Source organism: Tardiphaga sp. 841_E9_N1_2 (genome assembly GCF_051811065.1).
Taxonomy (GTDB): domain Bacteria; phylum Pseudomonadota; class Alphaproteobacteria; order Rhizobiales; family Xanthobacteraceae; genus Tardiphaga; species Tardiphaga robiniae.
Genome location: NZ_JBPWQC010000001.1, coordinates 475,752 through 501,470, shown reverse-complemented (window position 1 = coordinate 501,470; position 25,719 = coordinate 475,752). Strand labels below are relative to the sequence as shown.

Below are 25,719 nucleotides of genomic sequence, written 5' to 3'. Positions count from 1 at the left end.
GTGTTGAAGACGTTTGCGCTGGTCGCCCTCACCTGTCTCCTGTTCGGTGAGGCGGCCCTCGCCGCCGAGCCAAAGCCCGACATCCAGCTCAAGGCCAAATACACCGAGGTCGCCGTGTTCTTCGATGCCGCGATCAAGTCCGATGCGCCGCTGCTGAAATATCTCACATCCGCCAGCAATGGCTGGGCTACGAAGACGCTCAAGGAGCTTGCCGCGCAGCGCAAGGAGATGAACGATCTCCCTGCCGACATGCGCAACCGGCCATGGGAATCCGAGCGGACCTATGCGCAAAGCTCGTTGGTCGCGGGTCGCTATGTCAGCATCATTCGCGCGGACTACAACTACACCGGCGGCGCGCATCCCAATCGTGCCAACGACACGCTGCTGTGGGACAGGCAGGCCGGCAAGATGATCAGCATCCGCCCTTTCTTCACCGAGCTCGCCGATAGTGGCCCGGCGATGACGGCGATCCGCGATGCAGTCGTCGCCGATCTCAAAGTCGAGAAGAAAAAACGCGACAACGACAATCCCGACATGAGCCTCGTCGATGCGCTGGAGCCAAAGCTGCTCAAGATCGGGCCGGTATCGCTGGCGCCATCGACATCGGCCGGCAAGAGCTCCGGCCTCAGCTTCCATTACGGCCCCTATGCGGTCGGCTCCTATGCCGAGGGCGATTACGACGCCTTCGTGCCGTGGGAGAAACTCAAGCCCTATCTGTCCGCCGAGGGCAGCGCGATCTTCGCCGGCGAGCGGCCGAAGGACGACGACAAGGGGCCGCAGTGACGACAGCGCCCATCGACATCGACGCCCTCGCGCGTGACCTCCGCGCCGGCAGCCGCGCCGCGCTGGCGCGCGCGATCACGCTGGTGGAAAGCCGCCGCGCCGATCATCAGGCCGCCGCGCGCGAACTCGTGCAGGCACTCCTGCCCGCCACAGGCAAAGCGTTTCGCGTTGGGATCACCGGCTCGCCCGGCGTCGGCAAATCGACCACCATCGACGTGCTCGGCATGTATCTGATCGACAGGGGCCACAAGGTCGCGGTGCTGGCGGTGGATCCATCGTCGGCGCGCACCGGCGGCTCGATCCTCGGCGACAAGACGCGGATGAACGATCTGTCGGCTCATCCGAACGCCTTCATTCGTCCCTCGCCGTCCTCCGGCACGCTCGGCGGCGTCGCGGCGAAGACGCGCGAGGCCATGTTGCTGTGTGAAGCGGCCGGCTTCGATGTGGTGCTGGTGGAGACCGTCGGCATCGGCCAGTCGGAAACCGCGGTCTGCGACATGACCGACTTCTTTCTGGCGCTGATGCTGCCCGGTGGCGGCGACGAGTTGCAGGGAATCAAGAAAGGCCTGATCGAACTGGCCGACATGATCGCCATCAACAAGGCTGACGGCGACAACCTCAAGCGCGCCAATATCACCGCGGCGGATTATCGCGGCGCGCTGCATATCCTGGCGCCGCGCTCGGAGCACTGGCATCCGCCAGTCGTGACCTATTCGGCGCTGACCAAAACGGGTATCGCCGAACTCTGGGACAAGGTCGTCGCGCATCGCACCGCCATGAATGCCTCCGGCGATTTCGCCGCCCGCCGCCGCGAGCAGCAGGTGAAGTGGATGTGGACCATGCTGGAGGATCGGTTGAAGGCGCGGCTGCGCAGCGATCCCGGCATTCGCAGCAAGGTCAAACAGGTCGAACGCGACGTCGCCGACGGCACGATGACGCCTGCCGTCGCGGCGGAAGCGATCGTGGAGTTGTTGAGGTAGCGCGCCCTAACCTCTCCCCGCAAGCGGGGAGAGGTTAGCGCGCCGTCGCGATCATGGAGGCGAATGTTGAACCGTCCCGGTACATCCCCCCGCATCCTCATCACCGGCTTCGGCCCCTTCCCCGGCGCGCCGGTGAACCCGACGCAGGCGCTGGTGCGAAAACTCGCAACGCTGCGCCGCCCCGCTTTCGCTGACGTCACCCGCATCGCGCATATTTTCGACGTCACCTATGCCACCGTCGATCGCGAACTGCCCGAGCTGATCGCACGCCATCGTCCGGATGCGCTGCTGATGTTCGGCCTCGCCGCGCGCACGCGCTATATCCGGATCGAGACGCGCGCCCGCAACGCGGTGTCGATGCTGTGGCCCGATGCCGGCCACACAACGGTGCGCCGCGCCAGCATCGTACTTGGCGCCGACGCGCAGATGTTCGGCCCGCACACCGCGCGTCTGCTCCGGGTCGCCCTCGCCAGCGGCGCCGATGTGCGCTCCTCACGCGATGCCGGCCGCTATCTCTGCAATTATCTGTCCTGGCGCGGCATCGAGGCCTCCCGCGCCCCCGGCGGCCCTCGCCTCGCGGCCTTCGTCCATGTGCCGCTGCTGGCGCAAGACACCACCTCGCACCGCATGACCTCCAACCAACTCACCGATACCGGTGAAGCGATCCTGCTGGAAATGATCCGCATGACCCGGGTCAAGCTGCGTGACACGGCCCGGAATTCCGGGGTTTAAGACCGTCGAAACGACGCTCCCGGCCATTCTCTGAACATTAATTCATACAATTGGGAAATTCCGCCGGTTTCCGCGACGCAGCCATGCCGAAAGTCAACTTGTGCATCGCAGCATGAACACCCTAATGGCGGGAATGCTTTCAGGAATAGCTTTGTGACCGACATCAACGCCGACGCCGCCCTGGTGGTGTCATCGACCCATAGCCCCATGAAATTTCCGGAATTCGTCGTCGTGATCGCCTCGATCATGGCGCTGAATCCGATGGCTATGGACATCATGCTGCCGGCGCTGCCCCATCTCGGCGCAGCTTTCAAAATCGCCGATGCGAACCGGCTGCAAACGGTGCTGTCGGTGTTCCTGCTCGGCTTCGGCGTCGCGCAATTCGCCATCGGTCCGCTGTCGGACCGGTTCGGCCGCCGCCCCGTCCTGCTCGGTGGCATGGCTGTCTATTGTGTCGCCAGCCTGCTGGCGGTGATCGCGCCCAGTTTCGAACTCCTGCTGCTGGCGCGCCTGCTGCAGGGCCTCGGCACCGCCGCAACGCGCGTGATCGCCGTGTCGATCGTGCGCGACTGCTATGCCGGCCGTCGCATGGCCGGTGTCGTATCGCTCGCGATGATGGTGTTCATCGCCGTGCCGGTGATTGCACCGTCTTTCGGTCAGGCCGTGATGCTGCTCACCGAATGGCGCGGCATCTTCGTGGTGCTAACGCTCTATGGCGTATTGGCGCTGATCTGGAGCGCCGTGCGCATGCCGGAAACGCTCGCCGTCGCCGATCGCAGGTCGATCGCGCTGCGCGACGTCCTCCTGGCCTATCGGCAGACCGTGACCAACCGGCAGACGCTGGGCTATGCGCTCGCCGCCGGTGGCCTGCAGGGCTCGCTGTTCGCCTTCGTCTTCATCTCGCAGCAGGTGTTCACCGAAATCTATCATCTCGGCCATTACTTCCCGCTGGCCTTCGCAGCGATTGCGCTTGGCGTCGCCATTGCCGGTTTTACGAATGCACGTTTCGTCAATCGCCTTGGCATGCGCGTGATCTCGCATGGCGCGCTGCTTGGCTATGTCGCGGTGGGTAGCACGATGCTGCTGGCGGCCAGCAACGGCATGCTGCCACTGCCGCTGTTCATGGCGCTATCGGCGCTGATGATGTTTTCCTTTGGCTTGATGTTCGCCAATTTCACAGCGCTGGCAATGGAGCCGCAAGGCCACATCGCCGGCACTGCATCGTCGCTCTATGGCACGCTGACCACGCTGCTCGGCATCGGGATCGGCTATGTTATCGGGCAGCACTATGACGGCACGCTGCTGCCGTTTGCGACCGGCCTCTTTCTCTGCACGCTCGCCGCGCTGGCGGTGATCCTCGTGGTGGAAAAGGGCCGCCTGTTCAAGTCTCACAAGATGGTGAGCTGAATGCTCTCGCGGCGTAGCCGAATGGCCGTCGCGCAATTTTGAAATGTCTGGGAATACGTCGGGGCGAACCCGGCGCCGCCATGAACGTTATCAATTTTTACCGGAGCAATCCGATGCCCTACGCACTGTTCTGTGACGACGCTAAACTGAGTAAATCCTATCCGACCGAAGCCGACGTGTGGAAACTTGCCGCCGAGAGCGGCCTTGTCACCGATGTCGAAGCCAAGAATTCGAAGCCGACGCCGCGCCGCGTGCTCGACAATGATTACGAGATCCGTCCCTGCCAGGCGGAGCCCGGCGAATGCCCGGAAAAGAACGAACGCGACGCCCAGGCCGAGAAGGATTTCCAGCTCGCGCTGAAGGGACGATAGCGCGGGGCGCCCTTGGGGCGCCCAGCGAAGCGACGTCCGAAATTATGCGCCTGCACGCTCCCCCGTTGGCCCAAACTCCGGGGGCGCGATCTTAGCAAAGCCGACAGAACGCAAACCTCAGCCACTCCAATTGTGCCGGGGAATCCCGATCCACACTTGTCATTCCGGGGCGCACGCAAGCGGCGAAGCCGCTGAAGTGCGAACCCGGAATCTCGATGTGTTTGGCACGATCGGAGACTCCCATGTCGAGATTCCGGGTTCGCGTGCGCGAAGGTGCGCCCGCGCCCTCAGGCAAACCAATCGGTTTGCCGGGGAATGACAGTGTGGGGCGGCAAGCCCGCGCCTAAACATTTTTTCCTATCTCCCGTTGACACCATCCCTATCAGGTTTATATTCCCCGTTGTCCTGCCCCACTGAGAGGGGCGATCGCGATCGTCACGTTCGCGGGGTGGGATGCGGTGGACGCCGGAGATGCGGCGTCACGCGGTTCATGGGGAACGTCTGTCTTCGGGCAGGACGGATCTGCGCCAGCACTGCCACTGGCAAGGACACGGCCGACCTTCGGATGGAAGACCCCCTGGACAGTGTGACGGACGACCAAGTCAAAACGCGTTCGGCCTAGTCGCTTGAGGCTCTCTTCCCATCGCCTTGGGACTTTAATTCGCGATCGGAGCGTTCGTCGAGGCAAAGTGCAAGCAACCGAAAAAACACCGCATGCGGAACGCCCGGCAATCGCTCGGCGCCTCCGAAAGTCCTGATGCACACTAACCTGCGGAAGACCGCATTCGCATCAGGCCCAAGGGTGCAACGGGCACCCGGCGTTCCGCACGCCCTCTCACAGGGGGCAGGGAATGCAAGAGACGACGGCGCCCCCGCGCCGCAAACAATGGGGGTGATGACGCATGTCTGAAGAGCAGTGGCTGTTTGACAGTTGAATCTGAACTAGCGTGACGCGCGCACGCTCAAACCAAACGCCGTCATGCCCGGCGCATGCCGGGTATCCACGCCTTGGCGACATCCACAGCAAGGCGTGGATGGCCGGAACAAGTCCGGCCATGACGTGGGAGAGGCCTGGGTCATTGCGAAGCTGGCTTCGCGCTGTCCGCGCATGACGACCGAGAGTGTTACGCGAGATCGCAGGATCGGTAGAGCACGGGCGCATCGCTCCGGAGCGAGCCCATGCTGCGTTCCAGCGCGCAGGTGAGCGCATCATTAACCCTACCCTGCACATTCATCGCGGCCACTCTCGCCTGGCAACGTCACACGCATCATCTTGCGTTACCTCATCAGCGGACATCCACCGGGACCTCGAACCATGGACCTGCATCGCCGCCATCTGCTGACTGCGTCCGGCGCGGGTCTCGCCGCCGGCGCATTCGCCGCATCGAGCGATGCGGCACGCGCCGCCCCGCTCACCTCGACGCTCGGACGCGACGCCGCGCAATATGGCGTGCGCGCCAATAGCCAGGACGACCAAACGCGCGCATTGCAACGCGCCATCGACGAGGCGGCACGTGCGCAGGCACCGCTCGCATTGCCGCCCGGCAACTATCGCACCGGCATGCTCAGGCTCGCGCGCGGCTCGCAGATCATCGGCATGCGCGGTGCAACGACCCTCACCTTCAGCGGCGGCGCGTCACTGCTGTCAGGCGAAGGCGCGGACTATGTCAGCCTCAGCGGCCTCACGCTGGACGGCAATTTTGCCAACCTGCCGCCGCGGCGCGGGCTGCTGCACATGGTGCAGGCGCGCGAACTCCGCATCAGCGATTGCACCGTGACCAATAGCGGCGGCGCGGGCATCTGGCTGGACAACACGGCGGGCGCGATCACCGGCAATACACTCACCAACATCGCCACCACGGCCATCGTCTCGTTCGATGCGCAGGGATTGATCGTCGCGCAAAACACCATTTCCGGCACCAGCAGCAACGGCATCGAGATCCTGCGCACCGCCATCGGCGATGACGGCACGCAAGTGATCGACAATCGTATCGAGGATATCAAGGCCGGCCCTGGCGGCTCCGGTCAATATGGCAACGCCATCAACGCCTATCGTGCGGGCAATGTCATCGTCTCCGGCAATCGCATCCGCAACTGCGATTACTCGGCGGTGCGCGGCAACTCAGCATCGAACATCCACATCACGGGCAACAGCGTGTCGAGCGTGCGCGAAGTCGCGCTCTATTCGGAATTTGCCTTCGAGGCTGCGGTGATCGCCAACAATACCGTCGATGGTGCGGCGCTCGGTGTCTCCGTCTGCAACTTCAACGAGGGCGGCCGCATCGCAGTGGTACAAGGCAACATCATCCGCAACCTGCTCCCGAAGCGGCCGATCGGTACGGCGCCCGACGACGATGCCGGCATCGGCATCTATATCGAGGCGGACGCCAGCGTCAGCGGCAATGTCGTCGAGAACGCGCCGTCCTTTGGCATGATCGCGGGCTGGGGCAAGTATCTGCGCGATGTCGCCATCACCGGCAACGTCGTGCGCAACAGCTTCATCGGCATTGGTGTATCGGTCGCACCGGGCGCCGGCACCGCGCTTGTCAGCAACAACATGATTTCAGGCGCGCCACGCGGCGCTGTCGTCGGCCTCGATCATGCAAAGCCGGTGACACCTGACCTCACCGCCGATGGCGCACAGCGCTATCAGCAGGTTGCGCTGTCCGGGAACACGGTGCGCTAAAGCGCTGTCCGCAGCATCGGATAGCGCGCGCTCATGACCAGAGGATCAAGCGCCTTCTGCCAATCCAGATCTGCCGGCGTCACCGCCGCTTGGCGTGGCGGTGCCTGCCGCAACAAGGTTTCGATCGGAATCAGGACGGGCGAAGCCGCTTCAGCCACCGGCTCGATGTCGGGCTGCAAGGGCGCAACCGATGCAATGGCAGGAGCCGCGACGGCAGCAGGCCGTGGTTCAGGGGCGCGCGGCGCCCGGTAAATCACGCCTTCCGGAGACAGCACGCGCCTCACGGCGGCAGTCTCGCCCTCGACCGTCAGCCGCCAGCGCTCAACCGCTTCCTTGGCTTCCTGAATGTTGTCGAGGAATTCAGCTTCACTGTGAAAACGGCGCCACCGCCCGCTCTCGAACAGTTCTGTCAGGTAATCCAGTCGGCTCTCGGCAAGAGCGCACCAGCGCTGGGCCAGTGGCCGACCGATGCCGGCATGCGGGTAAGGAAAATTCAGGTGAGATGACATGGAAATGTCCGCAAGAGAAAAAACGGACGCAAAGCAACAAACGAATCACTCACCAATACTTGGAGAGTTTCTGTGGAAAAGTTTTCGGGGTCCAGCGCAATGTGGTCAAACTTGGACAATTGCGTTGGAAACACGTGAGAAAGCCCCGTCAAACCTGAGGTATTGCAGTCAAGCCTTGCTTGAGCCTTGCTCGATGCCGGGCCATGCACGGCAATCTATGACCTGAAGGTTAAAATTTTTGGTTAACAAAAACGAAAGACCCGTCCGGGGGGACAACCGGACGGGTCAAGCTATACCGGCGCGAATGTTTGGGCGCATGCGCCGGATATGGCCTCGTTGGGGAGGGAATGCCGCTCCCACATCCATATGTCCGGTCCACCCGGCCAAACGTTCAACGATCAGGAGATTATTTTTGGACGTCTGACGCCATCGACGGCGACGATGCCTCGACCGCACGCGTCGTCGGCGCCGGCGCGGTGACGACAACAGGCGTGACAGGCGCAGGCGCTGTCGCCACGGGTTGCTGAGCGCCCTGCACTGCCGATACCGCACTATAGGCATCCGCCGCTCCGGCACCGAACAGGTCGTCACGGCCGGGCGCACCAAGATCACGCGCGGTTGTCATCAGGATGCTGCGGATTTCGTTCGGCCGCAGTTGCGGATTGCGCTCGATCATCAATGCGGCGAGCCCGCTGATATAGGCGGCCGAGAACGAGGTGCCGGACGTCATCTGATATTTGTTGTCCGGCGCGGGCAGGAAAATATCGACGCCAGGTGCAGCCACGGCGATATGGCTGCCACGGTTCGACGCAGTGAACAGCCTGTCATAGGCATCTGTGGCGCTGACTGCGATCACGCTGGGGCTTGCGGCGGGATAAAGCGGCGGCGATTTCGGGCCGGCATTGCCTGATGCCGCGACCATCACGATGCCCTTGCTGGCTGACGCCGCAATACCGCGCTCGATCAGTGGATCCTGCGGGCCGGCAAAGCTCATATTGATGACCTGGGCGCCATTCATGGCCGCGTGGTTGATACCCTTGAGGATCACGAAAGACGAACTCTCGGCACCGCCCTGCGACACACCAAAAGCGCGAATGGCCAAGATGCGCGCGCGCGGCGCGCTGCCCATCAGCCGCGCATGCGATACGATCGCACCCGCAATGCCAGTGCCGTGGACATGCGCACCTTCCTTGCTGCCAAGCGCATCGAACGAACCCACGACGGCATCGGCGAGTTCGGGATGCGCGACGTCGATGCCAGAGTCGATCACAGCAACTGTGACATTGGCACCGGCGGACAGCTTGTGCGCCTCGGGCAGACGCAGCTTCGCCAGCGCATATTGCGCGGGATCGCCCTCGCCCAGTGCCGGCGTTGTCACCTGATCCTGCAGCACATAGCGGAAGTTGGGTTGCACAGCGCGCACGTCAGCCTCGGCGCGCATCTGGGACTCGACAGTTTCGACCGAACGATTGTCGGTGATCCGGAACAGGTTGATCGTCGCGCCGATCAGCGGAAAATCCTGCGACGACAGACGCTCCAGGCGCAGACGGCGCGCCAGCGCATCCGTCTGGTCGGGCGTCAGCGCGCTGTCGAGTTCGGCGACAATCTGCCGGGGGACATAGCGCGTATTGAGGCCCGCCTGCGGGCCATTGCTGCGCGGTCCACCACCCGCATTCTGACTGCGCGGCGTCGGGCCACCGCCGCCCAGATCAGCAACGAATGGCTTCTCGTTGCATTCGCCGGATGCTGCGCGATTGGCATAGGCGCAGCTCGGATAGGTGTTGGGGGAATAGCGCACATAAGGAATGGTTGGCAGCACGCCCACGATCTTCGGCGGCGGCGTACGCCCTGGCCGCGAGGATATCGGCGGTGTCCGGCTGGCTGTCGTCCCGATCGCCGCACCGCGCGGACCGACGCTGGTAATACCGACGCGACCAGCAATGGGTCCGCGGCTCGCGATACTCGGACCGCGGCCGGCGATGCGACCTGCCCCGGCAGCGATGTTCGGATTGATGCGCGGCGTTGTGCTGGGTGCGATCGTGGGAACGCGCGATCCGATATTGAGGCTCGGCGAGCGCATCATGCTCTGCGCGCCAGCGACCGAAAGGCTGAACGGCCATGCGACGGCGAGCGAAAGCACAGCGGCCGTGCATTTCATTATCGGTCCGGAGGCACCACGATCATGTCTCATGGAACAGGCCTCGCACGCACAATGCGGATCGGATCAACCGACGGCGCCTATTGCGCCTGAACCGCCATGCTGACGATCTTCTCGTTCTCCAGCCGGCGGATCAGCCCGGCGATCTGGTCCTTGGTCATCACCCGATTGCCGAACTGCAGCCGGAACAGCCCGTCCTTGCCACTGTCAACAATCGTGCTCTGATAGCCGTCGAGCAACGCTGTGATGTCCGACACCCGCGCAGTCGGCGCAAAACGGACGAACAGGCGCGTCGGAGCTTCTACCGAGGCCGGTGCCGGCGCGAGCGACCGGGTGACAGTGGTCGGTGCACTCGCTGGCGACGGCGCGGCTTCATAGGATGCGGTCTGGAATGAGTGTGTATCGCGCTGCATCAGCACGGTGCCAATCACACCTGCCTGCAGCATGATCGCAAGCGCGCCAACAGCGGCCGAAGCCGCCAGCGTCCGCGGCGAAAGCGATGCGAAAAATCCGGAAATCCGCGCCGACAGACCGACCGATGTCGATCCGCTGCGCACCGGCTCGGCGTCAATCGCAGCAAACAGCTTCTGCATTGCCCGTGAGGACGGCGCACCGAGGCTCTCATTGAGGCCAATGGTCTCCGCATATTCTTCCTGGATCACGGCATATTGCTTCGCCAGCTCCGGATCCTTGGCCAGTGCATCATCGACGCGGCGCGCATCACGCGCGTTGAGCGTGCCCGCGGCGTGCCAAGGCAGCAATGCCTCGATCTCGCCTGGCTCCTGGGTCGGCACTTTGTTGCTCATCGCCATCATGGCCAGCCTCGTTCAATGCCGGCTGCCTTGAGCAGATCGGCTAATTTCTTGCGCGCATAAAACAGGCGCGTCTTGACGGTGTTCTCGGGAATTCCGACGATCTCGGCCACCTCTTCCACGGACTTCTCGTGGTAGTAGACGAGATCGACGATTTCCCGATGCTCGGGCGAAAGGGATGTCAGGCACTTCCGCAACGCGTCACTGGTATCCTTTTTCTGAACCGACACTTCGGGGTTATCGGACGTATCCTCGATCGCGTTGGCCGTCTCGTCGTCCAGTTCGGCGTCCTTGCGCTTGCGCAGCGCGGACAGCGCCTTGAACCTCGTAATCGCCAGGAGCCAGGTCGAGACCGCGGAACGACCTTCGAATTTGCCTGCCTGCCGCCACACATCCAGGAACACTTCGCTGATAAGATCCTCAGCAATCTGTTCGTTCCGCACCAGCCGAAGGCCGAAGCGAAACACCCGGACGTGGTGCCTGCCATAAAGCACCTGCATGGCAAGACGGTCGCCTTGCGCAATCCGGGCGATCAGAATCTCATCCGATGCCGCCTGTGTTGCACTCACTGCCCGTCTCGCAAGGTTGGTCTGAATGAGGATGTAAGAGGTTCGATTGACAAGATAAAATCTTCTCGAATGGGCAGGAATATACCGGTCGCGGCTGCTTTAGCCGCGCCGAACGGGCTTTTACCGCCCTATTCTTGGGCGGAACGGGTAACAGGTAGCATAATGCTGGGGCATTTCCGACCCGAACGCCAGCGATTCACGCGGCAACCTTACCAAGTCGTGGCTTCCGGAACAGCCTTGAGACGGCGGAACCTGCATTTTGCAGCCATATCCCGAAACCCTCGTCAATGAATACCGTAACTTGTCCTGGCGGCTTGTCCGCCACATCAAGGCAACTCGCCCGGGCCCGTCATCGGTCCGGGCATTTTTACTTAAACAACAAAGCTATTCTTGAAACCTTCTGGCAGTCCCGCTGCACGCGATCTGTCGACAGATGTCGCCGGGAGCAGCAAATGAGTAGCCGGTTACCAGATTTGACTTGCGGCAATAGATACCAAACCTAAAGGCTTTGAGCACTAGAGTTTCGTCAGCGAAACCCATCGATGGGCTCAATGACCGCAGCCGCTTCATCAGTCTTGAATCCAGTCAACGGCGACTTCGAAGCCGTCGATGGAGAGTTGCGGTCTGATATGCTGGCACGTCGCCTGAAGCGGCGACGGCAAATGCTCGCACTCGCGGCTGCCAGTCATGCCGTCAATGTCGTGCTGCTTTTCGTCTTCCTTGCAGCAGGCACTATCGATGGCACCACCGTCGCGGCCTATGCCGGCTGCGCTTTTGCCTCTGTCCTGATCTTCCTCGCGATCTCCGAGAGCGGCTTGACGGATGACTGGCGCGATCATTTCTTCGCAGCGCCCTACACGGCTGTCACTTACGCACTTCTGCTCGCCTTCGTTTACACAGCGCCCAATGTCGCCGTCGTGTTTCTCTGCGCATTGTTTCTTGTGGCCAATGTCATCGCCTTGCGTACCTCGCCCCGTGAAGGTGTCGGCGCCTGGACCGTCATGACCGGCGGCCTCGCGCTGCTGTATTTCTTCGTCGATCTGCCCTTGACGCTCCCCTCCAGCAACTCGATCGAACGCTTCGGCACATTGCTGACATTCTCGATGACCATCGCCCGCAGCATGTTCATTGGCATTTTCTCCAGCTCGCTACGCGACGCGCTGTTTCGGCGGCGCGTCGAGCTCGAAGCCGCTTACAAGCGCATCGAAGAGCTCGCAGAACTCGATGAACTGACGGGGTCGTTCAATCGCCGCTGCATCATGCGGCTGCTTGACGATGAAATCATCCGCGCACAGCGCAGCAACACACCCTGCACCGCCGCGCTGATCGATCTCGACTGGTTCAAGCGGATTAACGACAATTTCGGACACCCAACCGGCGACGAAGTGCTGCGGACCTTCGCCATCACCATTTTCGCCAATATCCGCAGCATCGACAAATTCGGCCGCTATGGCGGCGAGGAATTCCTGCTGGTGCTGCCGGACACGCCGCATGACAAGGCCGTGCAAATGCTCGACCGTTTGCGAGGGATTGTCGAAGCCCTGGATTGGAGCGCATTTTCCGACGGCTTGACCGTGACGATTTCGGGCGGCGTTGCGACATTGGGTCCGAACGACACGCCAGACACCTTACTCGCACGCGCCGACAGCGCACTCTATGCCGCCAAGGAGCGCGGACGAAATCGAATTGCAAGCGCCTGAACGAATTTCACGACCCCCTGGCCGCAACATATTAGCGGCAGGACACGATTAGAATTACGGGATTTGATTTATGTCTTCGAAGTCACCGTTATCGGCAAATTTACTCGACGAACTTGACGCCGCACTGGCCCACGGAACGGTCGCACGGCGCGTGGAAACGCTGCGCCGTGTCACGGATCTGTTCGTCAACAATGCCGTGGATTACTCCGACGCGCAGATCGCAGTATTCGACGACATCTTCGATTGCCTGCTGACACATATGGAAGCGTCTGCAAGGGCCCTTCTGGCCGAGCGATTGGCACCCGTCTCTGTCGCACCGCCCCGGGTCGTTCGGACTCTCGCATTCGATGATTTGATCGAGGTCGCCGCCCCGGTGCTCTCCCAATCGGAGCAGCTCGACGACCATGCGCTGATCGAAAATGCACGCACCAAGAGTCAGGACCATCTGCTCGCGATTTCGACACGCAAGGTCTTGAGCGGCGCCCTGACGGATGTTCTCGTCGAACGCGGCAACGACGCCGTCGTCACCAACACCGTCAACAACCACGGCGCCGACATTTCAGAGCGCGGTTACAATACCCTGCTCTCCCGCGCTGACGGCAACGATACGATTGCGACGTGTGTTGGCCTGCGTCCCTCCATTCCACGCCACCACTATCTGAAGCTCGTCGCCAAGGCGTCGGCCTCGGTCCGGGCGAAGCTGGAAGCCGCCCACGTCCACCACGCCGCTGACATATCGCTGGTGGTTCAGCAGGTCGCGCGGCGGGCACGCTCCGCACCAGGCAGCATCAGTCAGCAGACCGTCATAGCCCATGGTCTCGTACGCTCGCTGTTTGAAGACGGTCGGCTGGATGAAAACGAAGTGGCGAAATTCGCCGAAGCCGGCAAGTTCGACGAGGCTAACGCCGCGCTCGCGTGCCTGGCCAACGTGCCAATCTCCGTCGCGGAAACCATGATGGTCGAATCCCGCAGCGAGGGCATTTTCATTCTGTGCAAGGTCGCGAATTTTTCATGGAAGACCGTCAAGACCATCATCAACATGCGCGAGCAACTCGCTGGAGCGCAAATGTCTGACAGCGCGACCGACCGCGAGACCTATGAGCGCCTCCGCATCTCCGCGGCGCAACAAGTCCTGCGTTTCCACCGTATGCAGCAGGCAACGTCCGACCTACCTGCCGCCTGACGTTTGTCAGTCAACATGTTTCCACGCGAATGGCCACAGTCTGGCCATTGCAACCGAGCGCGGCAACGCCAATTGCGCTGAGCAGCCATTCCGTCAGCAGGCATCGACTTGCCGGTGAAGGCGCTGATAGTGATGCCTCGATCACGGCGAGCAACGCCGGAACGGGTTGGCATCAAGCAGGGCGGGATTCATGCGCGTCTTGATTACAGGCGCCGGTGGCTTCATCGGCAGAACGCTCACTTCTGCGCTGCTTCAAGCAAGCGCGCTCACCAATGCTGTGGGCGCAAGCGAAACAATCGAGGAGCTCCTCCTTCTCGACATACATTTGCCGCCAGCATCGGACCTGCGTGTGAGGCACTTGCAAGCCGGCATCGACGCCCCCGATACGCTGAAGCAGATCGCTGCATGGAAGCCCCATAGCGTGTTTCATCTCGCCGCTGTGCTAACCAGCGCCGCAGAACAGGACCCGGCACGCGCGCTGGCGGTGAATGTCTCGGCGCTGGCCGAATTGATCGACGCCATCGGCGCGAAGGATGCTCCGCCCCGCCTGATCTTTCCAAGCTCGATCGCGGTCTTCGGCGGGCTATTGCCTGATCATGTCGATGACGACCACTTGCAGCGGCCGCAGACCTCCTATGGCACGCACAAGGCCATCGCCGAATTGATGCTGGCGGACGCCACACGTCACGGAATGGTCGATGCACGCGCCCTGCGCCTGCCGATCGTGCTGGTGCACCCCGGCCCGCCAACACAGTCGGTATCTGACCGTATCGCAGGCATCGTTCGTGATGGCGTCGCCGGAAAGCCGTCGATTTGCCCATTGCGCGCGGACACGAAAGTGCCGATCGTTTCGGTGGAGACCGTTGCGCAGAATTTGATCACGCTTCACAATGCCGATCCAGCCAAAATGCGCGGCAAACGCGCGCTCAATCAGCCTGCTTTGACGATCAGCATGGACGACATTATTGAATCGATTGCACGTGTCACCAACACCACGCCGAACGTGACCTATGCCCCCGATCCCGATCTCAAGAAGATCGTCGATAGCTGGCCGAAAGGTTTCATCTCCACCCGCGCGCCATCCCTCGGCGTCGTCGCTGACAAGAGTTTCGAGGACATCGTGAGCCAGTATCGCCAGCGTCTTGCCGAAAAATCTGCTGCATGATCGAGCCCGCGGCCGACATCTGCATCATTGGCGCCGGCTCATCCGGTATTGCCGTTGCCAAGGCCCTGCACGACAAGGGGCTCAGTTTCGACATCTACGAGAAGGGCTCAAATATCGGCGGGATGTGGCGCTACGGCAATGACAATGGCCTGTCCTGCGCCTATCGCAGTCTGCATATCGACACCAGCCGCAACAATCTCGGCTATTCCGATTTTCCGATTCCAGCCGACAAGCCCGACTTCCTGTCTCATCAGCAGTTGCTGGACTATCTGGAAGCCTATGCCGACCGATTTGGCGCACGATCTCGCATCCGCTTCAACTGCGAAGTGACCTCGGTCGAAAAGAGCGACGACGGCTGGCACGTGACGACGACGGAAGGCACCCGCGAATACAAGACGGTGATCGTGGCCAATGGTCATCTCTGGGATCCGCGTTGGCCGACCTTCTCGGGCACATTCAACGGCACGGCGATTCATTCCAGCCAGTATCGCACCGCGCAACCATTCGAAGACAAGAAGGTGCTGGTCGTCGGCATCGGAAATTCGGCCGTCGATATCGCCGTCGATCTCTGCAAACGTGCCAGCAGCGTCGTGCTGTCCACGCGAACCGGCGCCTATATCATGCCGAAATACATGATGGGCATCCCGATCGATCGCTGGCCGGCCTTCTTCGCGCGCAAACTGAAATTCCCAACACTGCTGACGCGCATGATCATGGCACGGCTGATCTATCTCGCCGTCGGCGATCAGACCCGCTTCGGCGTGCCAAAGCCGAAACATCCCATGTGGCGCGAACATGCGACGTTGAGCCAGGAGTTGCTGCCTTATATCGGCCATGGCTGGATCAGCATCAAGCCAAACGTCACCGCGCTGGAGGGGGACGCCATCGCCTTCGCCGATGGCACCCAGGAGAGCTTCGACGCGGTGATCTACGCGACCGGTTACAAGACCAGCTTCCCGTTCCTCGCGCCCGAGATCTTCTCGGTGCCGGAAGACGGTGGCATGGTTGATCTCTATCGGCGCATCACGCCGCCGAACCGGCCCGGCCTGTTCTTTGCCGGATTGGTCCAGCCCATCGGGCCGACCATACCGCTGGTCGAAATCCAGGCCCGATGGATCGCATCCGTGCTGACCGGAAAGGTCGCCCTGCCCAGCCCTGGCGACATGGCGCTGGAGGTCCGCGACTTCCACCAGAGGAAGATCAGCACCTGGCTCAATTCAGCGCGCTACACGCTGGAAGTCGATTTCAACGATTATGCCGGCGAGCTCAACGGCGACATCGCGAAGGCAGCGAGCGGCCGTCATGCGGCCGTGGCATCGGCCTGACCGGATTCATTTTTCTCGGAACGCGTGGCTCACGCGCTGCTCAATAGCGCAGTACTTTCGAACCGATGGCTGCCCCCAGCGCCGCCACGACGAGGGCTGCGAGCGTGTACCAGGTCGCGACAAACAGCGGCGAGTCGTCCGCGCAATGCGCGGCGTAAAACGTCGCCCCTAGCCCGGCTGACATCAATCCCGCGAGCGCACCGGCAATGGCGGGGCGTGACGGCGCACCGTGGCGCAGCGCAATCATCGCGCCGCCAAGGATCGGCAGCGACAGCAACGTGATCGCCGCCGAACACAGCGACGAGTTTCTGCCGATAATGCGCACCATCATCGGCGCGCGCTGCGGCATCGTCATTTCGACGATCAACGCAACGATGAGAATGAACGGCGACAACAATAACAGCCAGATCCAGCGCCCCAACGACGCCTCGGGCCGGGACAGATGGACACTGATCACGATGGCTGGAATGGCGAGCGCCAAGGTCACCAGAAACTTCGTATCGAAGAACGGATTCCGCATCGCCGACATGAAGTCCGGGCGAATGCCAAGCGTCACCAGCAACATCGCCGCCACCACCGGCAGCGTGACCAACAAGGCCATCGCGAGCTGCGTGCTCACGGGACGCGGCCTCTGATCATTGTCGGCGGCGAGCGTTTGAATCAGGCGATCGGTATCCATGGTCAATCCTTTCGCAGCTTGGCTGCGAGGCTCGCGAGCCCACGATGCAACGCCACGCGCACGGCGCCTTCGGTCATCGACAATTTCGACGCCGTGGTCTTGATGGATGCGCTTTCCACCGCGATCGATCGCAACACGTCGCGCTGCCGCGGCGGAAGATCGGCGAGATGATTGGATATCTCGACGGTGGGCAATGTTTCGGCGGGCGCTTCGCTCGGAATCGTCTCGGCAAAATCGTCGATATTGACGAAGGTCCGACGTCCGCGCCGGCGCAGCGCATCGATCAGTTTGTTGCGGGCGATCGCAAACAGCCACGGCGCGAATGGCGCGTTCGCGTCCCAGGTCTGCCGCTTCAAATGCACCGCCAGCAAAATGTCCTGCACAATATCCTCGGCCTGATCGGGCGGCTGGCCAGCCCGTGACAGGCCCTGCCGCGCTCCGGCACGCAGCACGGGCGTAACCGACTTCAGCAGGCGATGATAAGCAACGCTATCCCCTGCATTGGCCGACCGCATCAGATCGGTCCATTCGTCGTCACGTCCGCGCACGCGCGCTCCTAAAGCCAATTCGGCGGATAGTTCAATTTGTTACGTCAGCCGAGAGAAAAATCACGGAACCGTGAAACCCTCACCTGCGCCCCAACCCTGAGCCGAAGATTTCAAGGACATCCGGCTCATAACATCGAACCGTCAGAGTGACATCCGTCGCCTTGATTTCAAAGGCAGATTTTTGCCGACGCCTGTGGAGACGATGGCTGCGGCGGTGTTCATGCCCCGTTTTTGCCGGACTCGTCCGAAGATTCCCTTTTTTTGCCCCGGTGTGAACACCTGCGCAGTTTCCCTTGCGGCCATTGGGGGCCGGTATTTTGGGGAGATTTCCATGAACATCAGAGCCAGCGGGCGTGCGGCATTGGTCATCGCAGCCGGATTGTGGATCTGCACATCGGCACCGCTTCACGCGACCGAAAACGACGCCCCGGCATCCGAGCCGGCCGCAGCGGTCGGCAGCGCCGCAGACACGTCCGCCGAACCAGCCGCAAAGGCCACCAAACACCGCAGTGCCAGGAAGAGCGAAACGAAATCGCGCAAGTCCGACCGGCAGGCAACCAAGGCGTCGAAAAAGCCCGCTGAGGAGGACACCGCCAAGACGGAAGACGCGAAGCCGGGAAGCAGTGATACCGCCATCCCATCATTGGTTGCTAATGCCAATGCGCAATGGCCCTCCGAGACCGCAGCGACCAACACCTACAACATGTCATCGCAAGCCGGCGGCGCGCTTGGCCAAATCGGCGGCCAGCAGGAACAGCCCGCAACAATGTCACCGGATTCCGGCGCCAGCAACGCGCAGCTCGTTGCCGCTGACCAGCTCAACGACCTCGATCGTGCCATCAGCAACGACAAGCCGCCGCTGACGCTCGCAAAGGCCACCATCGATACGCCGGCACCGGAAGTCGCCACCGAGAGCAGCACGACCTGGGACAAGACCTCCCTTGTTGGCAAGATCTTCATCGCATTTGGCGGTTTGCTGACCATGGCCTCTGCGGCCCGTATGTTTATGGCTTGAACCCCATCCCCCGAGCGGGCAAATTGCGCGGGGCTGCCGATCCTGGCAGCTTCGGCAAAAATCCGCGGGATGGAACATGAGCAGCTACGAACACCTCATCGTTGAGCGCAAAGGCGCGGTCGGCATCATCACGCTGAATCGCCCGAAGATGCTCAATGCGCTTTCTTTCGGTGTGTTCAGCGAAATCAAGATCGCCATCGACGAGCTGGAAGCCGACACCGACGTGGGCTGCATCATCGTGACCGGCAGCGAGAAAGCATTTGCCGCCGGAGCAGATATCAAGGAGATGCAGCCAAAGAGCTTCATCGACATGTTCTCCAGCGACTTCACCGCGATCGGCGGCGACCGTGTCGCCACCTGTACCAAACCGACCATTGCTGCCGTCTCAGGCTATGCGCTCGGCGGCGGCTGCGAACTCGCCATGATGTGCGACATCATGATCGCCGCAGACACCGCGAAGTTCGGCCAGCCGGAAATCACTCTTGGCACCATTCCCGGCATCGGTGGCACCCAACGCCTCACCCGCGCCATCGGCAAATCAAAGGCGATGGACCTCTGCCTGACGGGCCGCATGATGGATGCGGCGGAAGCCGAGCGCTCTGGCCTCGTCAGCCGCATTGTCCCAGCCGACAAGCTGATGGAAGAAGCCATCGCTATGGCGGAAAAGATCGCCGCCATGTCGCGCCCGGTGGCAACGATGGCAAAGAACGCCGTCAATCGCGCCTTCGAGACGCCGCTCACCGAAGGCCTCAAGGTTGAACGCGATCTGTTTCACGCGACATTCGCGCTGGAAGACCGTTCAGAAGGCATGGCCGCCTTCATCGAGAAGCGGAAGCCGGTCAACAAGAATCGCTAGGCTGAGCCGCTGCGCGCGAGCGCGGCGGAAACCAGCAGACGATAGGCGCGTTCGGCCCATGTGGCCGGACGATCGAGCCCGAGCCGCGCCAGCGCCGCCTCATCAGATGCGCTGGCTGTATGCGTCATGCCCTCCCAGAACAATCCAGCGAGCTTCTGCGGCGACGCCGATGCAGCGCTGAGGATCTGTAGTGCGGGGATCAGGCGCTGTTCTACTTCGGTGAAGTCGCTACCAAACGGGAACATGGGCAGCAGACCGGCGTCCCGCGCCGGCCTGAGGACAGCGGAGATTCGCTGGGGCACGTTGTCGCGATACGCAGCAGGAATGTCATAGCTCTTGGGAAGCTTTCCAGCCTCCTTGGCCTGCTTCATCAGCTCCGGCTGAAAGCGCGAGTCGGACACCTGAAGCATGGCCGCGATCACGTCGGCGTCCGATTTCCCGCGCAAATCGGCGACACCATACTCCGTCACGATGATATCGCGCAGGTGTCGCGGGATCGTGGTGTGACCGTAGCTCCAGCGAATATTGGAGGCTGGCTTCTTGCCGGCGCGCGTCGCTTCGAGAGTCAGGATCGAGCGTGCCCCCTCCAGAGCAAAAGCCTGTGAGACGAAATTGTACTGTCCGCCGACGCCGCTCACGACCTGACCGTTCTCGAGACCGTCGGAGATCGCGGCGCCCATCAGCGTCGCCATCATCGTATTGTTGACGAAGCGCGCATCGACGCGCGCACGGCGTTTGGCATCTTCGTCACCATAGAGCTCATTGGTGAACGACACCGGCATCATCTGGATTTTCGCCAGACGCTCCGGCACCATGTCGCGCAACGCCTGATAGAATGCCTTCGGCCCGAGAAAGAACGCGCCATGCACGATGGTGCCATCCACCTCACGCTTCAGAATGCCGGCGTCGATCAAGCCGAGAAAGGCTTCGAACAGCATTTCGCTCACGCCATAGAGGCCACGTTCGAACGTCGCGACTTCCTTCGGAGGCGCATCGGGGGCAAGACGCTGCATCAGATGGCGAAACGCCGCATTGTCGCGGTGGCGAACGATCAAGCCCTGCGCTAGTGCATCGCCCACTTGCCCAATGCCGATCTGCAACGTGCCACCGTCGCGCACCAGGCCCGCAGCGTGTAATCCAATCGCATATTTGGTGTCGTTGACCGGTTCGGACGGGGGCGCAAACAGCGGAAATTCAGTCTCCGGGCTTTCGAGCACCGCGTGAAACTCATCGCCGGTGAGATCACCCTGCCCCGGCATGAAGGGCAATTCCGAATTGACCTGACCGATTAGCCTGAACGAGACGCGACCTTCATTGCGCGCCCGCATCAGATCAAGCGTGGTGTCGGTATTGCAGCTCAGACTATAGCGCGCGGCGCCATCGACCACACGCTTCGACACCAATTGCGTGATGACGTTGAGCCCGCGCGTCAGAAGATAGGACGACGCATGGGTGTAGTTCGCCGAAATATAGTGCTGCTGCGCGTCGGCAACCCGCAGCCATTTTCCCGCAAGGAAGAAGAATTCGTTGACCTGAATATTTGGCGGGAGCTCGCCTTTATGCAACGCGTTTGCATAAGCGAGATCAGGATAGCCCCCGAACAGCCGCTGGATCACCGGATTGATGAAGCGCTTCTCCAGCTCGCTGGATGGTTTTGGCTTCTCCAGTGTCAGGGCAGAGAAGAACGTCAGCCTGATGCTGCGATCGGCCAGCGCGCGCTGATAGAGCGCATTGATGATATGATTGGCCTTGCCAAGCCCGAGCGGCAGCCCGACCACGAGCGTCGTCCCAACGTCGCGAATGATGTCTTCGGCCATGGCGTCGGGATCAGTGAAGATCTTGGGCATAGGCATTCCGGCTGGGCAGGATCGGCAGCTCCTCAGCGCAATCGCGCAGCAAAGCCGGACAGAGTTACCACTGCGTGCGGTTATTCAGAAATGTGCCCGACATGCAACACACGCGGCCATGTGAAGCGGGTTTATTCGTCGCATTCACGGAGCGCCCCATCCTCCCTAGAGTCCTGATCAATCAAGCAAATCGGGGCAGCCAAATGCCCTGTGGGGAAAGCGCAAAAGCCCGGAGGTTCTTCGCCGGATGGTTTGCCTGCAAAGGCAACGCCCTCTAAACATACCTAGACGTCGGCGGGGGCGGACGTCCGAAGATTGCTTTGGGATAATATGGTTCGTCACGGCATATTTGGCCTCGCCGCAAGGCGCGCGCTTCGGAGAGGCATGGCCCTGAGCCTGATTGGCTATGGCATTTTTGCTGCCGTCGATGCCCGTGCCGAAACGGTGTCGGAAGCCCTTGCCAAAGCCTATCAGTCCAATCCGCAGCTGAACGGCGAACGGGCCCGCCAGCGTGCCACCGATGAGAACGTTCCGCAGGCGATGGCCGGCTACCGGCCTCAGGTGGCAGCCACACTGAGCTATGGCCTTCAGGCCGTACGCAACCTGCTCGTAGACAACACCATCCAGGGCGCAACGCTGAAGCCATGGACCATCGGCGTCACGGTCACCCAGACGCTTTATAACGGAAACAAGACAGCCAACAGTGTCCGCGTCGCGGAATTGCAGGTCCAGTCCGGCCGGGAAGCGCTGCGCAATGTCGGCCAGGGCGTGCTGCTCGATGCTGTCGTTGCCTATACCAATGTTCTCGCCAACCAATCGCTGGTCGAAGCCCAGCGCACCAACGTCACCTCCCTGCGCGAAACCCTCGGCATCGCCCAGAAGCGGCTCAACGCCGGGGACGTCACGCCCACCGACACGTCACAGGCCGAAGCGCGACTGGCGCGTGGCCAGGCCGATCTCAATGCCGCGGAAGTCAATCTCGCCATCAGCCAGGCAACTTATACGCAGGTGATCGGTGCTGCACCCTCGCGGCTCAGTCCGGCGGAACCGATGGATCGGCTGCTGCCGCGCAACCGCGACGATGCCGTCAATCAGGCTTTTAAGGCACACCCCGCCGTGCTGGCAGCCGGCTACGATGTCGATGTGGCGACCACGACGATCAAGGTGGCCGAGAGCAGCCTGTTGCCTACTCTGACGCTGCAGGGCAGCGCCAGCAAATCCAGCCAATCGGATCCGACGCTTGGCACTTTTGGCACCGACCAGGCTTCGATCGTCGGCCAATTGACGGCGCCGATCTATGACGGCGGCCTCGGTGCTGCGCAGACGCGCCAGGCCAAGGAACTGTCGTCGGTCAGCCGCTTGGTGCTCGAACAGGTCCGCAATCAGGCCCGCACCGCAGTCGTCGGTGCATGGGTGTCAAATGAAGGCGCCAAGACCGCTGTCAGCGCTGCGGAAGCCGAAGTACGCGCCGCTGGCGTTGCACTACAGGGCGTACAGCGCGAGGCCCAGGGCGGTCAGCGCACCACCGTCGACGTCCTGAACTCACAGCAGGATCTCGTACAGGCAAAGGCACGCCTGATTGGCGCGCAGCGTGACCGGGTCATCGCATCCTATTCGCTGCTCAGCGCAATTGGCAGGCTGGATGTGAAGACGCTTGGGCTAAACACGCCAGACTATCTGCCGGAAGTTCACTATCATCAGGTGCGCGACGCTTGGCACGGGCTGCGCACGCCCTCGGGACAATAAACTATCCGGCTGAGCTCTTCTTCGCCATCGCCGTGGTCATCGCGGCGACCAGCGATGCGAGGTCGTAGGGTTTGCGTACGATCGGCACGTCATCCATCGACGCCGGGATCAGGTTGGTTTCGCCATAGCCTGTGGCGAAGACGAAGGGGATGCCCCGCTCGCGCAATGCTTGGGCCACCGGCACCGAACTGCCATTGCCGAGATTGACGTCGAGGATGGCCACATCAGGCCTCATGATCGCCAGCGCGATCAATGCCTCCTTGACCGAAGATGCCGTCTCGACCGATGCCGCGCCCTCGTGGGTCAGCATGGTCTCGACGTCCATGGCAATCAGAAGCTGGTCCTCGACCATCAACACCTTCAAGCCGCGCATCGACGCCATCGGCCTGTCATCCTCGCGTCGGGCGCGCACGTTGCGCGCCGCCACCGGCGCGGGCCAGACAACGAAGCGCGCCGGGATGAGCAACCGCACGCGCGCGCCGGCCGGCTCGTAATCGACATCACTTTCACCCCCGAGATCATAGGGAATGCTGCGACTGATCAGCATCGATCCAAAGCCCGGCCGCAATGGCGGTGTGACAAGGGGGCCGTCGCGCTCAAGCCAGTGGATTTCGCAATCGCCGATATCGGTGCGTTTCCACTGGAGTGACAAGCGCCCCGTGCTTACGGAAAGCGCACCATATTTGGCGGCATTGGTGGCCAGTTCGTGCAGCACGAGGGCGAGTACCGAATAGGCTCGGGCGTCGAGCGAAACATCGGGCCCGGTCACCTCGATCACTTTTACCGACTCGCGATACGGCGAAAACTCCGCATCGAGCAATCCCTCTAACGCACCGCCACCGGCGCCGCGGATGACCTGATCATGCGCAAGCGACAAGGCCTGAATACGTCCCTTCAGGGAGGCGACATAATCCTCGATGCTGCGGCCATCCTCGACCGGGTGGGAGACCAGCGATTTGATCAGTGCCAGGATATTCTTGACGCGATGATTGAGCTCTTCATTCAACATTTTCTGGCGCAGGTCAGCCTTGTGCCGCTCATCCGCCAGTAATTCGTTGTGGCGAAGCACCACTTCCACCAAAGCCGAGCGCACGGCTTCGGCGGTGTCGCGCTCGTTTTGCAACCATGGCTGGGACTGGCGCTGTACGGTCTCCTTCCAGATCGCGAAGCTCTTGCGCGGTGTCAGCCGATCGCCCAATGGACCGATTTCGTACGTCTTGTTGGGATCACCCGCCCAGTTCAGGGTTTGCGCAACTTCGCTACGAAAGAACAGAAGATAATCGCGCGGCAGTTGCGACAAGGGCACGGCCAGCACGCCGGAAACGGCAACGGCATAGTCTTCAGCTGCCGGTAATCGATCTGACAATGCGCTCGTCGCCCACACCCTGCCTTCGGCCACTGAATTGATGAAGCCCATCAGCGCCGGCGCTGCGGCAGCCGGTGGCGCGCTGCCATAAGACGTCCAGGTCTTGTTGAGATATAGGCCAATACCGTCACACGGCATCAGTACGCTAAAATCGCGAATGCTTTCCTTGAGCAGGTCTTCGACATCGCCGTGATGCGAAACATTGTGCAACAGCTGGTCGAGATAGCGCCGCGCGCTTTCGCTAGCAGCCAGTTTGCGTTTTTGAAGAAGCCCGGCCAGTTGCATGGAAAAGAACTCGCCAAACATCTCTGCAGCAACGCGTTTCTCCATGGAAAGCGCGCGCGGTGCATAGTGATGGCAGGCGATCAGCCCCCAGAGCACGCCGTCGTGGATGATGGAAATCGACATCGATGCACCGACGCCCATATTGCGCAGATACTCGCAGTGGATCGGCGAAACGCTGCGCAGATGTGCAAAGGACAGGTCGAGCGGTTCACCAGATGTGTCGAACTCCGGCTCGATGGCCACGCGCTCACCGCTTGCATCCGAGACGATACGCACGGTGTTCTGGACGTAGAGCACCCTCGCCTGCTGCGGGATGTCGCCGGCCGGGAAGTGCTGCCCCAGAAAGCTCTCGAGATCGCCGCGGCGCGCCTCGCTGATCACCCGGCCGGAACCATCATGAGCGAATTGATAGACCATCACCCGGTCGTAGCCGAGTCCGCCACGCAGCAGCCGCGCCGCATTGTCAAACAGCACGTCGAGATCGTTGCATTGACCGATGCGGCCGATCAGCAAGCGCGACAACTCCAGAGGCGGTGTCGCCTCGCTGGCGTCCACAGGCTCGAATTCGATGATGTTGACGCCCTTGTGCCGATGCACAGCGACGTTGAACGCGGTCTGCGAATGCGCGACCTTGAAATCAATCAGCAGTCCCGGGCGCTGCTGGTTGCCCCATTTGGCGATGGCATTGCGAATGTCGTGCGCCGGCCCCTCGCCGATCAGATCGTCCAGCCTGCGGCCATTGATGTCGCCTGATCCCACACCAAGCATCGCGCCGGCATTGACCGAATGGCGCCGGACCATCCCGACAGAGCCATCGCAGGCGAGCAGACAACCATAGGGCTGGATGCTGCCGGGGATGTGGATTGGCTCGCGGTCGCAATTGGTCAGGTCGACAGAGGCGGTCTTGGTGAGCATCAAAAAGTCTCTGAAAAGATGCGGCGCTCGAAACGACGGCCGCCAGCATGGCACGGCTGCATCTTTGAAAAAAGATCTGTAA

At 61.7% G+C, this 25,719-nt stretch carries 21 protein-coding genes; 13 read left to right on the top strand and 8 right to left on the bottom strand.

Annotated features, from left to right (window positions below; genetic code table 11):
- The 6 genes from AB8A50_RS02095 (at position 1) to AB8A50_RS02070 (ending at position 6,959) form a co-directional block, all read left to right on the top strand.
- Positions 1-783: a DUF3298 domain-containing protein gene (locus AB8A50_RS02095; protein WP_439076608.1), complete on the top strand. Its 783-nt coding sequence runs from the start codon at positions 1-3 to the stop codon at positions 781-783.
- The gene (gene meaB / locus AB8A50_RS02090; protein ID WP_439076606.1) at positions 780-1,763 is read left to right on the top strand and encodes a methylmalonyl Co-A mutase-associated GTPase MeaB; all 984 of its coding nucleotides are present in this window, start codon (positions 780-782) and stop codon (positions 1,761-1,763) included. Before AB8A50_RS02095 ends, meaB begins: the two co-directional genes overlap by 4 nt.
- 63 nt (positions 1,764-1,826) lie before the next feature.
- Positions 1,827-2,495 (top strand): pyroglutamyl-peptidase I family protein, encoded by a 669-nt coding sequence (locus tag AB8A50_RS02085; protein ID WP_439076604.1) that lies wholly within the window; start codon positions 1,827-1,829, stop codon positions 2,493-2,495.
- 153 nt (positions 2,496-2,648) lie between these two features.
- Positions 2,649-3,902, top strand: a complete 1,254-nt coding sequence (locus AB8A50_RS02080) for a multidrug effflux MFS transporter (protein WP_439076603.1) — start codon at positions 2,649-2,651, stop codon at positions 3,900-3,902.
- Positions 3,903-4,015: 113 nt separating this feature from the next.
- Positions 4,016-4,273, top strand: a complete 258-nt coding sequence (locus tag AB8A50_RS02075; RefSeq protein ID WP_093759161.1) for a hypothetical protein — start codon at positions 4,016-4,018, stop codon at positions 4,271-4,273.
- A 1,315-nt stretch (positions 4,274-5,588) separates the two neighbouring features.
- Positions 5,589-6,959 (top strand): TIGR03808 family TAT-translocated repetitive protein, encoded by a 1,371-nt coding sequence (locus AB8A50_RS02070; RefSeq protein ID WP_439076602.1) that lies wholly within the window; start codon positions 5,589-5,591, stop codon positions 6,957-6,959.
- Here AB8A50_RS02070 and AB8A50_RS02065 read toward each other — a convergent pair.
- The 4 genes from AB8A50_RS02065 to AB8A50_RS02050 form a co-directional block, all read right to left on the bottom strand.
- Positions 6,956-7,468, bottom strand: coding sequence for a TIGR03809 family protein (locus AB8A50_RS02065; RefSeq protein ID WP_439076600.1), 513 nt, complete (start codon positions 7,466-7,468; stop codon positions 6,956-6,958). The genes AB8A50_RS02070 and AB8A50_RS02065 overlap by 4 nt on opposite strands.
- A 406-nt stretch (positions 7,469-7,874) precedes the next feature.
- A complete protein-coding gene (locus AB8A50_RS02060) occupies positions 7,875-9,626 on the bottom strand; it encodes a S8 family serine peptidase (protein ID WP_439076598.1) in 1,752 nt (583 codons plus the stop codon).
- Positions 9,627-9,706: 80 nt separating this feature from the next.
- Positions 9,707-10,441: a hypothetical protein gene (locus AB8A50_RS02055; protein WP_093761866.1), complete on the bottom strand. Its 735-nt coding sequence runs from the start codon at positions 10,439-10,441 to the stop codon at positions 9,707-9,709.
- Positions 10,438-11,007, bottom strand: coding sequence for a sigma-70 family RNA polymerase sigma factor (locus AB8A50_RS02050; RefSeq protein ID WP_089266985.1), 570 nt, complete (start codon positions 11,005-11,007; stop codon positions 10,438-10,440). The genes AB8A50_RS02055 and AB8A50_RS02050 overlap by 4 nt, the downstream gene beginning before the upstream one ends.
- A 662-nt stretch (positions 11,008-11,669) precedes the next feature.
- On the opposite strand from AB8A50_RS02050, the gene AB8A50_RS02045 reads away from it, so the two are divergent.
- From AB8A50_RS02045 to AB8A50_RS02030, 4 genes are all read left to right on the top strand, one after another.
- Positions 11,670-12,707, top strand: coding sequence for a GGDEF domain-containing protein (locus AB8A50_RS02045; RefSeq protein WP_439076596.1), 1,038 nt, complete (start codon positions 11,670-11,672; stop codon positions 12,705-12,707).
- A 70-nt stretch (positions 12,708-12,777) separates the two neighbouring features.
- The gene (locus tag AB8A50_RS02040; RefSeq protein ID WP_439076595.1) at positions 12,778-13,890 is read left to right on the top strand and encodes a DUF2336 domain-containing protein; all 1,113 of its coding nucleotides are present in this window, start codon (positions 12,778-12,780) and stop codon (positions 13,888-13,890) included.
- 190 nt (positions 13,891-14,080) lie between these two features.
- Complete coding sequence (locus AB8A50_RS02035; protein WP_439076593.1) at positions 14,081-15,055, top strand: NAD-dependent epimerase/dehydratase family protein; 975 nt, start codon at positions 14,081-14,083, stop codon at positions 15,053-15,055.
- Positions 15,052-16,380, top strand: coding sequence for a flavin-containing monooxygenase (locus AB8A50_RS02030; RefSeq protein WP_439076591.1), 1,329 nt, complete (start codon positions 15,052-15,054; stop codon positions 16,378-16,380). Before AB8A50_RS02035 ends, AB8A50_RS02030 begins: the two co-directional genes overlap by 4 nt.
- A 40-nt stretch (positions 16,381-16,420) precedes the next feature.
- Here the strand turns inward: AB8A50_RS02030 and AB8A50_RS02025 are convergent, their stop codons facing one another.
- Positions 16,421-17,059, bottom strand: a complete 639-nt coding sequence (locus AB8A50_RS02025; protein WP_439076589.1) for an NrsF family protein — start codon at positions 17,057-17,059, stop codon at positions 16,421-16,423.
- 2 nt (positions 17,060-17,061) lie between these two features.
- Entirely contained in the window at positions 17,062-17,607 is a 546-nt protein-coding gene (locus AB8A50_RS02020) for a sigma-70 family RNA polymerase sigma factor (protein ID WP_231077390.1), read from the bottom strand.
- A gap of 331 nt (positions 17,608-17,938) precedes the next feature.
- On the opposite strand from AB8A50_RS02020, the gene AB8A50_RS02015 reads away from it, so the two are divergent.
- A complete protein-coding gene (locus AB8A50_RS02015; RefSeq protein ID WP_439076587.1) occupies positions 17,939-18,622 on the top strand; it encodes a hypothetical protein in 684 nt (227 codons plus the stop codon).
- A gap of 76 nt (positions 18,623-18,698) precedes the next feature.
- The gene (locus tag AB8A50_RS02010; protein WP_439076586.1) at positions 18,699-19,478 is read left to right on the top strand and encodes an enoyl-CoA hydratase; all 780 of its coding nucleotides are present in this window, start codon (positions 18,699-18,701) and stop codon (positions 19,476-19,478) included.
- Here AB8A50_RS02010 and AB8A50_RS02005 read toward each other — a convergent pair.
- Positions 19,475-21,325, bottom strand: a complete 1,851-nt coding sequence (locus tag AB8A50_RS02005; RefSeq protein ID WP_439076584.1) for an acetyl-CoA hydrolase/transferase C-terminal domain-containing protein — start codon at positions 21,323-21,325, stop codon at positions 19,475-19,477. The two genes, AB8A50_RS02010 and AB8A50_RS02005, sit on opposite strands and share 4 nt — an antisense overlap.
- A 330-nt stretch (positions 21,326-21,655) precedes the next feature.
- Between AB8A50_RS02005 and AB8A50_RS02000 the strand changes: the two genes are divergently transcribed.
- The gene (locus AB8A50_RS02000; protein ID WP_439076583.1) at positions 21,656-23,071 is read left to right on the top strand and encodes a TolC family outer membrane protein; all 1,416 of its coding nucleotides are present in this window, start codon (positions 21,656-21,658) and stop codon (positions 23,069-23,071) included.
- A 1-nt stretch (position 23,072) separates the two neighbouring features.
- Here the strand turns inward: AB8A50_RS02000 and AB8A50_RS01995 are convergent, their stop codons facing one another.
- Entirely contained in the window at positions 23,073-25,637 is a 2,565-nt protein-coding gene (locus tag AB8A50_RS01995; protein ID WP_439076582.1) for an HWE histidine kinase domain-containing protein, read from the bottom strand.
- Positions 25,638-25,719: the final 82 nt, after the last annotated feature.

Coding starts and splice junctions, on each gene's coding strand:
- AB8A50_RS02025 (WP_439076589.1), bottom strand. CDS start 17,059: ATGGATACCGATCGCCTGATTCAAACGCTCGCCGCCGACAATGATCAG.
- AB8A50_RS02060 (WP_439076598.1), bottom strand. CDS start 9,626: ATGAAATGCACGGCCGCTGTGCTTTCGCTCGCCGTCGCATGGCCGTTC.
- AB8A50_RS02040 (WP_439076595.1), top strand. CDS start 12,778: ATGTCTTCGAAGTCACCGTTATCGGCAAATTTACTCGACGAACTTGAC.
- AB8A50_RS02085 (WP_439076604.1), top strand. CDS start 1,827: ATGTTGAACCGTCCCGGTACATCCCCCCGCATCCTCATCACCGGCTTC.
- AB8A50_RS02065 (WP_439076600.1), bottom strand. CDS start 7,468: ATGTCATCTCACCTGAATTTTCCTTACCCGCATGCCGGCATCGGTCGG.
- AB8A50_RS02045 (WP_439076596.1), top strand. CDS start 11,670: ATGCTCGCACTCGCGGCTGCCAGTCATGCCGTCAATGTCGTGCTGCTT.
- AB8A50_RS02035 (WP_439076593.1), top strand. CDS start 14,081: ATGCGCGTCTTGATTACAGGCGCCGGTGGCTTCATCGGCAGAACGCTC.
- AB8A50_RS02005 (WP_439076584.1), bottom strand. CDS start 21,325: ATGCCCAAGATCTTCACTGATCCCGACGCCATGGCCGAAGACATCATT.
- AB8A50_RS01995 (WP_439076582.1), bottom strand. CDS start 25,637: ATGCTCACCAAGACCGCCTCTGTCGACCTGACCAATTGCGACCGCGAG.
- AB8A50_RS02010 (WP_439076586.1), top strand. CDS start 18,699: ATGAGCAGCTACGAACACCTCATCGTTGAGCGCAAAGGCGCGGTCGGC.
- AB8A50_RS02015 (WP_439076587.1), top strand. CDS start 17,939: ATGAACATCAGAGCCAGCGGGCGTGCGGCATTGGTCATCGCAGCCGGA.
- AB8A50_RS02070 (WP_439076602.1), top strand. CDS start 5,589: ATGGACCTGCATCGCCGCCATCTGCTGACTGCGTCCGGCGCGGGTCTC.
- AB8A50_RS02000 (WP_439076583.1), top strand. CDS start 21,656: ATGGTTCGTCACGGCATATTTGGCCTCGCCGCAAGGCGCGCGCTTCGG.
- AB8A50_RS02055 (WP_093761866.1), bottom strand. CDS start 10,441: ATGATGGCGATGAGCAACAAAGTGCCGACCCAGGAGCCAGGCGAGATC.
- AB8A50_RS02030 (WP_439076591.1), top strand. CDS start 15,052: ATGATCGAGCCCGCGGCCGACATCTGCATCATTGGCGCCGGCTCATCC.
- AB8A50_RS02075 (WP_093759161.1), top strand. CDS start 4,016: ATGCCCTACGCACTGTTCTGTGACGACGCTAAACTGAGTAAATCCTAT.